Source organism: Planococcus circulans (assembly GCF_020023385.1).
Lineage (GTDB): Bacteria > Bacillota > Bacilli > Bacillales_A > Planococcaceae > Planococcus.
The window spans coordinates 103,563-117,996 of the sequence record NZ_JAIQCL010000001.1 but is presented as its reverse complement, the minus strand read 5'-3'; the positions used below and the strand labels follow the sequence as shown (position 1 = coordinate 117,996).

Sequence of the window (14,434 nt, the reverse complement as noted above, 5' to 3'; positions counted from 1 at the left end):
CCCGCAGGAAAGCGGAGTTGGTTTGCGGAATATCAACAGCAGAAAAGGAGTTAATATTAAAAAGAGATTAACCTATACACTGAAAATATATAGGTAGGTCAATTGACCACCAATAAAACAAACACTGAAATCTGAAATAGTGAACAACTGGAGAGGGAGTCGTTATGACAACATTTAAATTGCTCGCAACCGCCGCGATGGGCCTTGAGTCCATTGTAGCCAACGAAGTAAAAGAATTAGGGTACGAAACGGAAACTGAGAACGGCAAAGTATTTTTTGAAGGAAATGAACGCGATATCGCCAAAACAAATCTATGGCTGCGGACAGCTGACCGCGTCAAGATCATTGCTGGTGAATTCAATGCATATACCTTTGATGAACTGTTCGAACGCACAAAAGAAATCGAGTGGGAAAAGTTCCTGCCGGTGGATGCTGAATTCCCGGTACAAGGGAAATCGGTTAAATCGACTTTGCACAGTGTGCCCAACTGTCAGTCCATTGTTAAAAAAGCGATTGTTGAGCGTTTGAAAAAAGCGTATCACCGCAATTCCTTTTTGGATGAAACCGGACCGCGCTTTAAAATAGAAGTATCGATTTTAAAAGACAAGGTCCAACTATCCATCGATACGAGTGGAGCCGGCCTTCATAAACGCGGCTACCGCCTGGATCAGGGTGAAGCACCATTAAAAGAAACCTTGGCTGCGGCCTTGGTGAAATTATCACGTTGGACTCCCGACCGTCCATTCGTGGATCCGTTCTGTGGTTCCGGAACCATCGCCATCGAGGCGGCAATGATCGGACAAAACCTGGCGCCTGGCTATAACCGTGATTTCGACAGCGAAGAGTGGCCATGGATCGGTCAGGAAATTTGGGATGAAGTCCGCGAAGAAGCGGAAGAGTTGGCGAACTATGACCAACCGCTTAACATTCTGGGGACAGATATCGATCATCGCATGCTGAAGATTGCGGAAGAAAATGCCCGGGAAGCCGGTTTTGCTGACTTGATCCAATTCGAGCAGCGCCAAGTAAAAGATTTCACCACGACAGAAGAAAACGGCGTTGTCGTCGGCAACCCGCCTTACGGAGAGCGTCTTGGTGAAATTGAAGTCATCGAAGAAATGATTGCTGACATGGGCCGCGTATTTGCGCAGCATCCGACATGGTCAGTCTACATGCTGTCCTCCATGGGGCGTTTCGAAACCCTTTATGGTCAGCCAGCTACAAAAAAACGTAAATTATTCAACGGGTTTATCCGTACAGATCTTTTCCAGTTCTGGGGAGAACGTTCTAAAAAATAAATGAGACGAGACGGAAGGGCAGCAGCTCTTCCGTTTCTCTGTGAGGAGAGTTTATGAGACAGCCACTACCATTCCCTTTAACGAAGGACAAAACTTTCTTTGAATCACTCAATGACTGGATCGGCGATATCTTCTACGACGAATTGCCTGAAAAAGGCTATGATCTTCGCGATGAACAAGTGTTCATGTCTTTCCAAATCGAACAGGCATTGAAAGAAAAAGCAGTGTTGTTTGCAGAAGCAGGCGTAGGGACAGGGAAAACCATGGCCTACCTGCTTCCGGCCATCGCCTATGCCCGCTATACCGGGAAACCGGCACTTATATCGTGTGCAGATGAAACCCTGATCGAGCAATTGGTGAAAAAGGGCGGGGATGTTGACCGCCTGAATGAGCTGTTTGACTTGAACCTGGATGTCCGATTGGCGAAATCGCGCGACCAGTATTTATGTCTCCAGCGCCTGGAAGGTGCAAAAAAACGCAGCGATGCTGATTTTCTGGACGATATCGAATACAGCCTGCCGGAATTCGTCAACAAAACCTATTCCATGCAAAACACTTATCCATACGGTGAACGCTCAAGTTATCCGGAAGTCACGGATGAAGAATGGCAGCAAGTCAACTACCACCCGATCCAGAACTGCAATGCTTGTGAACTGCGCAATAAATGCGGACAGACCATCCACCGCAACCATTACCGCCAGGCGACGGATCTGGTCATTTGCTCGCATGACTTCCTAATGGAGCATATTTGGACAAAAGAAACACGCAAACGTGAAGGGCAGACACCTTTGCTTCCTGAATTCTCCCAAATCGTACTGGATGAAGGCCATCTGCTGGAATTTTCCGCACAGCGTGCATTGACTTATGAAGTACAGGAAAGCACGCTTCAAGATGTAACGGAAAGCATTCTTTCCGATGGCATGCGCGAAAAAACCTTGAACATGATTGAGCAGGCAATCGATCTGCACAACGAATTTTTCCGTCTGCTGCGCATCCATACCGTCGAAAGCATCGAAGACCGAAAAGCGATCACCAAAGCGCCGGAATTGGTCAAAGTCGGCAAAATGCTGATTCGCCACATCGATTTGATGATGGAGGAATTTGTCTTTGAAGGCGAGCTGTTCACCATTCCGGAATACGAACTGCGTCTGGCGGAAGAGTATTTTGAGCAATACACCTTCTCGATGCGTTTGTTTGTCGAAGAAGGCGATGCTGTAACGTGGCTGGAAATAAAAGACGAAATCGAGACGCTGGTCATCATGCCGCGCCTTGTAACGGATATATTGGATGAAAAACTATTTGACGGAAAAATTCCGATCATTTTTTCTTCCGCTACCTTATCGATCCAAAAAGATTTCACTTACCTATCGGATAGTCTTGGAATCGACAAATACCAATCGTTTTCTGTACCATCTCCATTCGACTATGAAGATGTTATGAAAATCTTCAAGCATCCGCTTGAACAAGAGCAGAAATTCGAACGTGTCTATGACCTGTTCAGTACAGGTGATCAGTCGCTGGTGTTGTTCACTTCGAAGATGGAAATGGATAACTTCAAGAAATCCCTGCCTTTGGACCATCAATACACCATTGAATTCGAAGGGGACCGTGAGCTGTCGACGGTCGTCAAGGAGTTCCAGGAAGGCAAGTTCCAGATTCTATGTTCCTATCATCTATGGGAAGGTTTGGATCTGCCCGGTGAAGCATTGACGAAAGTCATCATCGTTGATCTGCCATTCCCACCGAAAGATCCTGTTTTTGATGCCAAGCGCAAATTCAGCAATAATCCGCTGGAAGAAATCGATTTGCCTTTCATGCAGCTTCGCATCCAGCAGGGAATTGGACGTCTGATCCGGACCTCGAAGGATTATGGAGAAATCCATTTGCTGCTAAATGAAGACGAGTTGCGTGTGGAACATCTATGGGAAACAATCCTGCCGGTACCTGCTGAAAACTTTTAAGCTGCTGGTTTCCTTGTGATACAATAGTCTCATCAACCATTGGAGGGATTTTTGTGTCACTCGAAAAACAGTTTACCGATCATTTCAGCAAGATTAAGGGTTATGAAGAAGCAATCGCGTTATTGTACTGGGATTTACGGACAGGTGCTCCCAAAAAAGGAGTGGAACTTCGCTCTGAAAGCATCGGTACCTTATCTGCGGAAGTATTCAATCTATCGACATCGGATGAATTCGGCGAATTGCTGTCTTCTTTGGAAGCGGATCAGGCAACGCTGGATCCTTTTATCCGCCGTTCTGTAGAAGAAGCCCGCAAAGAATACGATTTGAGCAAAAAGGTCCCTCCTGCAGAATACAAAGAATTCATCATTTTGAAATCGAAAGCGGAATCGGTATGGGAAACCGCTAAAGAAGCTTCGGACTTTTCGTTGTTCCTTCCTTATCTGGAGGATTTGGTCAGCAGTACGAAAAAAATGGTCGGCTATTGGGGTGAAAAAAATGGCAGTCCCTATAATACCTTGCTCGATCAGTACGAACCGGGGATGACTACTGAAGTTCTGGATGAGGTATTCGGCAAGCTGCGCGAACGCATCGTGCCATTGGTTCAAAAAATTGCCGCTTCACCAAACAAGCCGGAAACGGCATTTCTCTATGACCATTTTCCGAAACAGGCACAGCAGGACTTCAGCCGGCAGATGCTGGAGCAGCTGGGCTATGATTTCGAAGCAGGCAGACTGGATGAAACGGTTCACCCGTTCATGATATCGATTAACCGGCAGGATATCCGCGTAACGACCAAATACGACGAAGGCGATTTCCGCAACGCCGTCTTCGGCACAATCCATGAAGGCGGACATGCCATGTACGAACAGAATTTGGGTGAAGCATTAGCTGGGTTGCCGATTGAGACGGGTGCATCTATGGGGATCCATGAATCCCAGTCCTTGTTCTGCGAAAACTTTATCGGCCGCAATGAACATTTCTGGCAGAAAAACTTCGGCCTTTTGAAGGAATATGCTCCCAAGCAATTTGCTGAAGTCGAACTAGCGGATTATGTGCGGGCAATCAATGAATCCAAACCGTCCTTGATTCGAATTGAAGCGGATGAACTGTCGTATGCATTGCATATTATGGTCCGTTATGAACTTGAAAAAGGGTTATTTGATGGAGATTTACAGGTCAGTGATTTGCCACAGTTATGGAACGACAAATACGAAGAGTATTTGGGCGTCCGGCCTTCCAATGACGCGGAAGGCGTGCTGCAGGATGTCCATTGGGCAGGCGCGAGCTTCGGTTATTTCCCATCGTATGCACTGGGTTATATGTATGCGGCGCAGCTCAAGAATGCGATGCTGAAGGATTTGCCGAATTTCGATGAGCTATTGGCGGAGCGGGACATCACGCCGATTCGTGAGTGGTTGAGCAAAAATATCCATCATCATGGGGCGTTTAAAAAACCATTGGAAATTCTTAAGGAAGTCACGGGAGAAGGACTAAACCCGGATCACTTGGCTGAGTATCTGGAAGAGAAATATTCGAAGATCTATCAACTGGATAATTGACCAAAGAACCGCCGTGAATTTTCACGGCGGTTTTCTTATTTTTAGGACAAACAACGAATTGTTTGATTATAATAGGAGCGGAGGCGATAAACGATGTTGAAATCATTCAGTTTGAAAGGCAAGACGGCGATTGTGACAGGCGCAGGGAAAGGAATCGGCAAAGCGATCGCCATGGCGCTTGCAGAAGCGGGAGCCAATGTCATGCTGGTAGCGCGGACTGAAGCCGATCTAAAGCAAACCCAGAAAGAAATCGGCAATGACCGCACATCCTATGTGCTTGCGGACATTACAAAGCGCAGCGACATTCTGGCTGCAATCGAAAGAACGATGCAGCGATTCGGAGCGCTTGATATTCTCGTCAATAATGCCGGAATGAATATCCGCTCCTCTTTGTCGGAGGCAACGGACGCGGAATGGCATCAGATTATGGACACTAACGCACAAAGTGTCTTCATGTTTTCACAGGAAGCCGTCAAAAAGATGGGCAGCGGCAGTTCCATCATCAATATCAGTTCAGTCGGAGGCGACCGTGCGTTGAAGACCGGTGTGGTTTATGCGGCATCCAAAGCTGCAATCATCCAGATGACCAAAGTCATGGCGATGGAATGGGGCCCGAAGAATATCCGTGTCAATGCGATTGGACCGTGGTATTTTAAAACACCTTTAACGGAAAAGATCTTAAGCGATCCGGAGTATTTGGATTCGATCTTGGCAGTGACACCGATGAAACGGGTCGGGGAGTTGCCGGAAGTGGCATCACCGGTCGTGTTTCTGGCTTCGGATGCAGCAAGTTACATTACGGGGCAGACGCTTTTCGTCGATGGCGGCATGTCCATCCATGGATTTTCATAAGAAAGTGGACATCCTTCCTGATTTCAGGAAGGATGTTTTTCGTTCTGACGTAAAAATGATATGATAGAGAGCAGTAAGCGGAGAAGGAGATTTCTAAATGACAGTTCTGGATCATAAAAAAGAATTACTTGAAACGGCACATCTCTACAAGATCTTCAGAGACAACGAAGATACGGAGCGTGAAGCGAAAGCCCATTTATTTGCGAAGAAAATCTTGAAGAATAATTTCATCATCGGCTTTGCCGGCCATTTTTCATCCGGTAAGTCATCCATGATCAACGCGCTGACAGGTGAGACTTTATTGCCATCCAGCCCGATTCCGACGAGTGCCAATATCGTTAATGTCCAGAAAGCGGATAAGGACTTCGCCATCGTCAATATGCGAAACGAGAAGCCTGTCTATTTTCCCGAGAATTACGATTTTAACGCTGTTAAGGAATTCTGCAAAAGCGGGGATGTCACACAGATCGACATCGGCCACCAAGCTTCTGTCTTGCCGAAAGGCATCACCGTCATGGATACGCCTGGCGTCGATTCGACGGATGACGCTCACCGGCTGTCGACAGAATCGGCTCTGCATGTGGCAGACATGGTCTTTTATGTCATGGACTATAACCATGTGCAATCCGAATTGAATTTCAATTTCACGAAAGAACTGCAGAAATACACCGAGCTGTACTTGATCGTCAACCAAATCGACAAGCATCAAAGCAGCGAAATGAGCTTTGCGGATTTCCAGCAAACCGTACATGATTCGTTTGCAGCATGGGGAGTCGTTCCAAAAGGCATCTTCTTTACATCTTTGAAGGACTTCACTTTCCCTGGCAATGATTTCGAACAGGTCAAAGAATTGGTGTCATCGACCATGCAGAACTGGAAAGGCCATATCGGCGAAGCTTCGGATTCGGCCTTGGACCAATTGAAGGATGAGCACATCAAGTTTTTGGAAGATGAAAAAGCGGAGCGCCTGCAGGCATTTTCTGAAGTTCTTGATCCGGAAGAATGGGAAATGCGTGAAGACTTGAAAAAGGAAAACGCATTGGTGTCACGCAGAATGTCTGTGCAGGATTTTGAAAACTGGCAGGCCAAATTCGAAAAGAGCCGCAAGGAACTATTGGAAAACTCGAATATCATGCCCTATGAACTGCGCAGCGCATTGACAAGCTACTTGGAGTCGGTCCAACCGAATTTCAAAGTAGGTATGCTGTTCAGCGGCAAAAAGACAGAAGAAGAACGCCAGAAAAGAAAACAGGAAGTGGACGAGCGGCTGGAGTCGACCGTTTCTTCCCAAATCACCAACCACCTGAAGAAATTGATGAAGGCTTCTTTGAAGGATGCTGGATTATTGACCGACAGTGAATCCCTGGCGATCGATGATATGGTCTTTGATGTGCCATTTGCTATAGTCGAAGATCAAACCCCAACAGGTGCTTCCACGACGGGAGATGCCGTGCTGAATTTTGCCAACAGCATCTCTACAGCTGTCCAGCGCTGGTTTATCCGCGAAACGGACGGCTGGAAAAAAGCGCAGGAAGAAAAGTTCGAAGGACTGACGGATGATGTCAGCACGGAAATTGACATGAAAGCACAAAATCTGTCCAGAAAAGTACTGGCGATCCAGACGCTTGAAGAAATGGACAGCAAAATCGACAAAGTGAAAAAATCCTATTCGGCGATGCTGCCGAAGCAAAAAACAGCCGCCGAAGAAAGAGTGGATCAATGGCTGGAAGAGTTTGAGGTTTCCATTGAAGAGATGACTGAATTCGATCCGGCGATGCTGGAAAAGGATGACCAGCAACAGGTCGAACAGGAACAACAGACTGAAGTGCTTGAAGTGGCGGCATTCGATGAAAAAGCTGTACTTGAACGTGCCAACCGCACCGCAGAAGTGATCAACCCGATCAAAGGCTTTGCCGAAACGGCTGCCTATTTGAAACGGAAAGCCGGCCGCCTGGAAGGACAGGAATTTACCATCGCATTATTCGGTGCATTCAGTGCCGGGAAATCGTCATTTTCAAATGCCTTGATGGGTGAAACTGTCCTGCCGGTATCACCGAATCCGACGACGGCAACCATCAACCGGATCCGTCCAGTTACGGAAAAGCATCCGCACGAAACCGCGGATGTGCGTTTGAAGACCCGTGCCCAGATGACGGAAGATGTTAAAAACTCCTTCCATGTACTGGGGATTGAAGTGACGTCTTTGGAAGATGCCTACGCCAAGTCGCTGAAATTGCCGGAGGATACGCCGACTGAACAGCAGGTCCATAAATCGTTCATCATCGCCTTCAACAAAGGCTATGAAGGCTTCAAGGACCGTTTGGGTGAAACCGTCCGGACAGACCGGGAAGAATTCGGTTTGTATGTAGCGAAAGAAGAAAAAAGCTGCTTTGTCGATGAAATCGACTTTTATTATGATTGTGAACTGACGCGCAATGGCGTAACGCTGGTCGATACGCCGGGAGCGGATTCCATCAATGCGCGGCATACCAATGTCGCCTTCGAATACATCCGCAACGCTGATGCCATCCTGTTCATCACGTATTACAACCATGCGTTTGCGCGGGCGGACCGGGAATTCCTGATCCAGCTGGGCCGAGTCAAAGATGCCTTTGAAATGGATAAAATGTTCTTTGTCGTCAATGCCATCGATTTGGCCAACGACGAGCAGGAAAAAGATGCGGTCGTCACTTATGTGAAAGACGAGCTGCAGCGTTTCGGCATCCGGTTCCCAAGGTTGTTCGGAGTATCCAGTCTGTTAGCGCTGCGTGACCGGGAACATTCCGGCATGCCGCAGTTTGAGGAAGCGTTCCAGCATTTCCTGAAGGAAGAGCTGAAAGGCATGGCCGTCCAATCACTGGCGGAGGAAGAACAGAAAACGGTGGATCGTTTTCGGAGCCTGATCGAACATACGGAAAAAAACCTGATGCGAAAAGACGAACGGCTGGAAGAACTCAAGCATCTTGAACAGCAGCTGCGCATCCTGTTTGGCGCTTCCATCGCGAAACTATTGGAGCGCGAAGCCCTGCAGGAATTGGATGAATTGCTGTATTACGTCAATCAGCGGGTTTTCTACCGCTTCAACGACTTTTTCAAAGAAGCATTCAACCCGTCGGTCTTTTCAAACAAATCGGCGCAGCAAGCCTTGGATACCGCGTTGCAGGACATAAACGAAATGACCGGCTTTGATTTCCAGCAGGAATTGCGTGTCACCAATTTCCGCCTGGGCCAGTTTATCGAAAAGAAACTGGAAATGCGCTTTAAGGAAGACACGGCCAAGCTGAAAGAACTGAATCCGGACTTTTCATTTACACCGTATGAAGTCCAGGAAGCAGGTTCGTTGAATATTGCTAAACCATTCACGGATGCCGATTATTCATCGGTCAAATCCTATTACAAGAACAATAAGAGCTTCTTTGAGAAAAATGAAAAAGAGAAGCTGCGTGATGCACTGCAATCCATGATGGAGCCGGATGCCTTGCGTTATTTGGAAAAAGAGAAAAAAGAACTCGGCAACTGGGCGGAATTCTGGATCGAGCAGGAAGCGGAAGGCTTACGCCAGCATATTCTCCGCCAAGCCGTCGATCAGATCGATTCGGAGCGTACTTTGCTTCAGCAATCTGAAAGATTGGCACAATGGAAAGAGCTGTATTCAAATTTGATGGACGGAAGGGTGTAGACGATGTCTGTGTTTATAGAAACGATCGATACCGAAAACCATAAATGGATAGATGCACGATTTGACTTGAAGGACCCGTCAGCAGGCCACAAGATGTACAAAGAAGAACATGTCGCCGGGGCCGTCTTTTGGGATCTGGAAAAAGACCTATCGGATATGTCCTCGAATGAAGGGCGGCATCCAATGCCTTCACACGAGCAATTGACTGAATTGATTCGTTCAAGCGGATTGAACAAGAACGATTCGATTGTCATTTACGACCAGGGCGGTTCTCCTTTTGCGGCACGTGCCTGGTGGCTGCTGAAATATGCAGGATTCGAAGAGGTCCATATCAGCCAAAAAGGCTTTCATGAACTGAAAGAGCAGGGAATTGCAGTTTCTGCTGAAGTGCCAAACCCTCAACGCATAGACTATGAACCGGATTTCAACAGTGAAATATTCGCTGATCAGGCATACGTGAAAAATGTCATCAGCGGCGACGAATTAGGAGTTCTGGTTGATGCACGTTCTGCAGTGCGTTATGCGGGACTTGAAGAGCCGATCGATCCTGTTGCAGGACGGATTCCAGGAGCGCGAAATCTGGACTGGGCGCAATTCGTTTCTCAGGGTGAGTTCCAGTTGAATGAAGACATCAGCCATATCGTACAGAAGCATGAACCAGCTGTCGTCTATTGCGGCAGCGGCGTAACAGCAGCGGCACTTTATGCCATCTTGGCTGAAAAAGGCTATGATCAGCTGAGACTTTATATGGGCAGTTTCTCAGACTGGATTACAGACGCAGAAAACGTCGTGGAATTTGACCGCGGCGAACATCCGGAAGCAGCGGATGATGAAACCAAAGCGATATTGGCGAAATTGATCGAAGAAGGCTATTCAGGCGAGATGCTGATGAAAAAGTTCGAATACGAAAAATCATTATTGGAAGAAAAATAAAAAAATCCCCGGCAACAATTTCTGTTGTCGGGGATTTTTCTGGTTATTCGATTCGCTCTGCAGTGCGCGTTAAGAGTACCCGGATAATCTGATGATTTTCCATTTCGCGTACGGTGATGGTATGGGTCGGCAATTCAACCGACTCGCCTTCACTGATATCTGTATTCTTCAACTGGATCCAGCCGCCGATGGTATCGACATCTTCACTGTCATCAAACTCGATGGCGAAACGATCTTCCAGATCAGACAAGAGCACGCGGCCGTTCAATAAATAATTATTGATATCGACGGCTTTGATCTCGTCGCGTTCGTCTTCGTCAAACTCATCGCGGATTTCCCCGACGATTTCCTCCAAAATATCTTCCATCGTGATGACGCCGGCAGTTCCGCCGTATTCATCGACGACTATCGCCATGTGGACATGCTCTTTCTGCATTTTCAGCAACACGTCCTGTATCGGCGCCATGTCATGGACAAAAGGAATATCGTGGATGACGATGCTGTCGTTCAAATCTTGTTTATAGGTGTAATTGGTCAGCATTTCCTTAACGTTGACAAAGCCGATAATATCATCTTTGTCACCATGTTCAGTGACGGGATAACGGGTGTACTGATGGTCACGCACAATCTCCATTAAATCGTCATGGCTCATCTCAAGTGAAATGGTCTCCATTTGTGTCCGCGGCAGCATGACATCTTTTGCCAGCCGTTCATCGAAAGAAAAAATATTCTGCATATACGATAGTTCCGTTTGATTGATTTCACCGCTGTTGTAACTTTGCGTCATGATGATCTTCAACTCTTCTTCCGAATGGGCATGCTCGTGCTCAGACGGCTCAATGCCGAAAGCGCGCAGCAACAAACGTGCTGATCCATTCAACACCCAGATGAATGGCAGTAAAATGACGCCAAACAGATAGAGCGGGCGGGCGAAGATAAGGGCCATTTTCTCTGCATACTGAATCGCCAGAGTTTTAGGGGCCAATTCGCCGATCACCACGTGCAAAAAGGTTATGACGGTAAATGCGATGATAAAGGAAAAGATCGACGCAGTCGGTTCTTCTATTCCAAAGTTTTCAAAAACCGGATGCAGGATCCGTTCGACAGTCGGTTCACCCAGCCAACCAAGGCCAAGCGCCGTTACTGTAATTCCCAATTGGCAAGCGGATAAATAATAATCCAAATTGCTGGTGATTTTCTTCGTCAAGATGGCATTTTTATTGCCTTCTGATACAAGTTGATCAATGCGGGACATCCTGACACGGATAATTGAAAATTCCGATCCAACAAATAAAGCGGTCAGCCCGATTAAAAGAGCGACCAAAAACAAATTGAGAATGAGTATACTGTCCAATTCGTCCCTCCGATTGGGAGGGTTCACCTCTGCTTTCTATAAGTAAAAACAGTATACCATATTTAGGCATGCTTTTGCTTTGCGGGTGGATCATTGAAAAATTCAAACCAAACATATTGAATGCCACGGCGAATAAACTTATGATGGGAAGAGAGAAAAGGAGTGGTTAGATGAAAGTGCTATGGCATGGGGGAACGATCTATACAATGGAAACTGAAGGCGCTACTGCAGAAGCGGTATTGGTGTCGGATGGTCATATAGAGAAAATCGGTACGTATGAGGAGTTAAAGCAATGGGCTGACAAGGAAATCGATCTGCAGGGAAAAAGCATGTACCCGGGATTTGTCGATAGCCATATGCATATGATCGGCCATGGCGAAAAGCTGATGCGTGTCGATTTATCGAAAATCGGAAGCTCTGAAGAAATGCGGGAGCAATTGGTCGAATCCACCAAAGGATTGAGCAAAGAGGAATGGTTTATCGGAGAAGGCTGGAACGAAAACAATTTTGCAGACCGCAAAATTTTCCACCGCCATGAACTTGATGAAATCAGCGAATCACCGATGTTGCTGAAACGGGTATGCCGTCATGCGATTCTGGCCAATTCCCGTGCTTTGACACTTGCCGGCATCACAAAAGACAGCCAGGATCCTGAAGGCGGTGTAATTGTGCGTGATGCTGACGGAGAGCCGACCGGCTATCTGTTGGACGCTGCACAAGATCTTGTCGCCAATCAGGTACCGGAGGTCAGCGTTGAGTATTTGACGCGTGCCCTGCAAAAGTCAGTAGACAATTTACTGTCGCTTGGTTTGACGGGTGCACATACGGAAGATATGGGCTATTACGGCCATTATTCACGCCCTTTGCAGGCATTCAAGAATGTCATCGGCGATCAGGTGAAATTCCGTGCGCATCTGCTTAGAGCACATAGCGCATTTGAAGACATGATGGAAAACGCGACATACGCTGAACCGTTTGTCGATCCGGGCCCGATGAAAATCTTTTCGGACGGATCAATCGGCGGCCGCACAGCATTGTTGAGCAAACCGTATAACGATGATCCATCAACTATCGGCGTCGCGATCCAATCAGATGAGGAATTCAAGCGCTTGGTCTCTATAGCACGCAAACATGGGGAAGCTGTAGCTATACATGTCATCGGGGATCTGGGATTGGAAATGGCATTGGATGCTATTGAAGCCCATCCGGTGCCTGCAGGTAAACGTGACCGCCTCATTCACGCAATGGTGGTTCGTGAAGATTTGGTGGAGCGCATGAAGAAGATTGATGTAGCGTTGGATCTCCAGCCGAGCTTTGTGACATCTGATTTCCCTTGGGTTGTGGAGCGTCTGGGTGAGAGTCGGTTGGAATGGGCATATGCCTGGAAAAAACTGCTCGACCATGGCTTGATTTGTGCTGGAGGATCGGATGCGCCGATCGAAGAGGTCGATCCGTGCCTCGGCATCTATGCGGCAGTAACACGCAGAAAGCCATATGAAACCCATGAAGGTTTTCAGCCTGAAGAAAAACTGTCGCGTTTTGAAGCGATCCAGCTTTATACAAGCGGCAGTGCAGCAGCCATCGGAAAGGAAGCGGAACGCGGTGTGATCCGTGAAGGCTTTGATGCCGATTTCACGATTTTCGATCGGGACCTGTTCTCAGGAAATGAAGAACAGATTCTGGAAGCTCAAGTTGCCGTGACGGTTGTGGCAGGAGAAATCATGTACCAAAAAGGCGGGATGGAGTAATGGCAAAAGAAGCATACATCATTACCGGAGCATCCAAAGGGATCGGTTTTGAATGGAGCCGCCAGCTTAGTGAAGCGGGTCATTTGGTCATCGGGATCGCACGCACCGAACCGGAAAATTGGCCGGGTGGGCATTTTCTGCCATTCGATCTGACCCGTCTGGAAGCAATTGAAGAAATCGTAGCACAGGCTTTAAATCTGATTCCTGGAGAAACCGAAACGATTGTCTTGGTAAATAACGCGGGAACTATCGAACCGATTGGACTTGCCCACACCAATGACTCGGCACAGGTCAGCCAAAGCATCGTGCTCAACTTGACGGCGCCGATGCTGCTTTGCGGTGCTTTCATCCGGCAGCTGAAAAGCAACTCAGCCGAGAAGAAAATCGTCAATACTTCTTCAGGAGCGGGACGTAAAGTCTATGAAGGCTGGAGCGCTTATTGTGCCGGAAAAGCGGGACTTGATCATTTCAGTTCGTGTCTGGATGCGGAAAATAATGATGTGAAAGTGGTCTCTGTGGCACCGGGAATCATCGATACCGCCATGCAGCAGAAAATTCGCCAAAGTGAAGCGGCCGATTTCCCATTAGTCGAGAAATTCCTGGATTACAAAGAGAGCGGATTGCTCAGCAGTCCGGAAGAAACGGCTCGCTTATTGATGGAAATGACCCAACGAGTTGATTTTAAGGAATTGCCGACCATTTTGGACATCCGTAATTTACCGCAAGCAGGAAAGGGGAGCTTGGAGTGAGTAAAACACCGGACAACATCCTGATGAAACTGGCTGATGCTAACCAAGCCGGTATCGACATGGCAAGCCCGAAAGCCGTGGTCACTTTTTTGCTGGCACAAGGCGAAAAAGAATCCATCCTTTTCTTCTATAAGTCCAACAGCGTCGAATTCGATTTCGACAAATTCAATAGTGCTGTAGCAGAGATGAACGATTGTAAGAATTGAGCCCATCATTCACTGTTCGTAAATTCAATTAAGAAAAAATGAACGTTCGTAAAGTGCCAAAACACTTAGCGGACGTTTTTTCATTTTAATTGATG

The 14,434-nt window shown here is 47.3% G+C and carries 10 protein-coding genes; 9 read left to right on the top strand and 1 reads right to left on the bottom strand.

All coding sequences use genetic code 11. The features are described 5' to 3' along the window. Positions 1-164 precede the first annotated feature (164 nt). The 6 genes from K8U60_RS00660 to K8U60_RS00635 all read left to right on the top strand — a co-directional run bounded on the left by K8U60_RS00660 (position 165) and on the right by K8U60_RS00635 (position 10,282). Positions 165-1,298, top strand: a complete 1,134-nt coding sequence (locus tag K8U60_RS00660; protein WP_223632733.1) for a THUMP domain-containing class I SAM-dependent RNA methyltransferase — start codon at positions 165-167, stop codon at positions 1,296-1,298. A gap of 53 nt (positions 1,299-1,351) precedes the next feature. Next, on the top strand, positions 1,352-3,259 hold the full coding sequence (locus tag K8U60_RS00655) for an ATP-dependent DNA helicase (RefSeq protein WP_223632730.1): 1,908 nt from the start codon (positions 1,352-1,354) through the stop codon (positions 3,257-3,259). 53 nt (positions 3,260-3,312) lie between these two features. Then, complete coding sequence (locus K8U60_RS00650) at positions 3,313-4,818, top strand: carboxypeptidase M32 (RefSeq protein WP_223632727.1); 1,506 nt, start codon at positions 3,313-3,315, stop codon at positions 4,816-4,818. A 93-nt stretch (positions 4,819-4,911) separates the two neighbouring features. Continuing rightward, positions 4,912-5,670 (top strand): SDR family NAD(P)-dependent oxidoreductase, encoded by a 759-nt coding sequence (locus K8U60_RS00645; RefSeq protein ID WP_223632724.1) that lies wholly within the window; start codon positions 4,912-4,914, stop codon positions 5,668-5,670. 97 nt (positions 5,671-5,767) lie between these two features. Next, complete coding sequence (locus tag K8U60_RS00640) at positions 5,768-9,349, top strand: dynamin family protein (RefSeq protein ID WP_223632721.1); 3,582 nt, start codon at positions 5,768-5,770, stop codon at positions 9,347-9,349. A 3-nt stretch (positions 9,350-9,352) separates the two neighbouring features. Next, a complete protein-coding gene (locus K8U60_RS00635; RefSeq protein ID WP_223632718.1) occupies positions 9,353-10,282 on the top strand; it encodes a sulfurtransferase in 930 nt (309 codons plus the stop codon). Between the two features lie 43 nt (positions 10,283-10,325). Here the strand turns inward: K8U60_RS00635 and K8U60_RS00630 are convergent, their stop codons facing one another. Beyond that, positions 10,326-11,636 carry a hemolysin family protein gene (locus K8U60_RS00630; protein ID WP_223632715.1) on the bottom strand — a complete coding sequence of 437 codons (1,311 nt, stop codon included), beginning with the start codon at positions 11,634-11,636 and terminating at the stop codon, positions 10,326-10,328. Positions 11,637-11,806: 170 nt separating this feature from the next. On the opposite strand from K8U60_RS00630, the gene K8U60_RS00625 reads away from it, so the two are divergent. Genes K8U60_RS00625 through K8U60_RS00615 form a run of 3 tightly spaced genes read left to right on the top strand, consistent with a single transcriptional unit; the run spans position 11,807 to position 14,339 of the window. Next, positions 11,807-13,384 carry an amidohydrolase gene (locus tag K8U60_RS00625; RefSeq protein ID WP_223632712.1) on the top strand — a complete coding sequence of 526 codons (1,578 nt, stop codon included), beginning with the start codon at positions 11,807-11,809 and terminating at the stop codon, positions 13,382-13,384. Continuing rightward, complete coding sequence (locus K8U60_RS00620) at positions 13,384-14,133, top strand: SDR family NAD(P)-dependent oxidoreductase (RefSeq protein ID WP_223632710.1); 750 nt, start codon at positions 13,384-13,386, stop codon at positions 14,131-14,133. Before K8U60_RS00625 ends, K8U60_RS00620 begins: the two co-directional genes overlap by 1 nt. After that, complete coding sequence (locus tag K8U60_RS00615; RefSeq protein ID WP_223632707.1) at positions 14,130-14,339, top strand: hypothetical protein; 210 nt, start codon at positions 14,130-14,132, stop codon at positions 14,337-14,339. Before K8U60_RS00620 ends, K8U60_RS00615 begins: the two co-directional genes overlap by 4 nt. Positions 14,340-14,434: the final 95 nt, after the last annotated feature.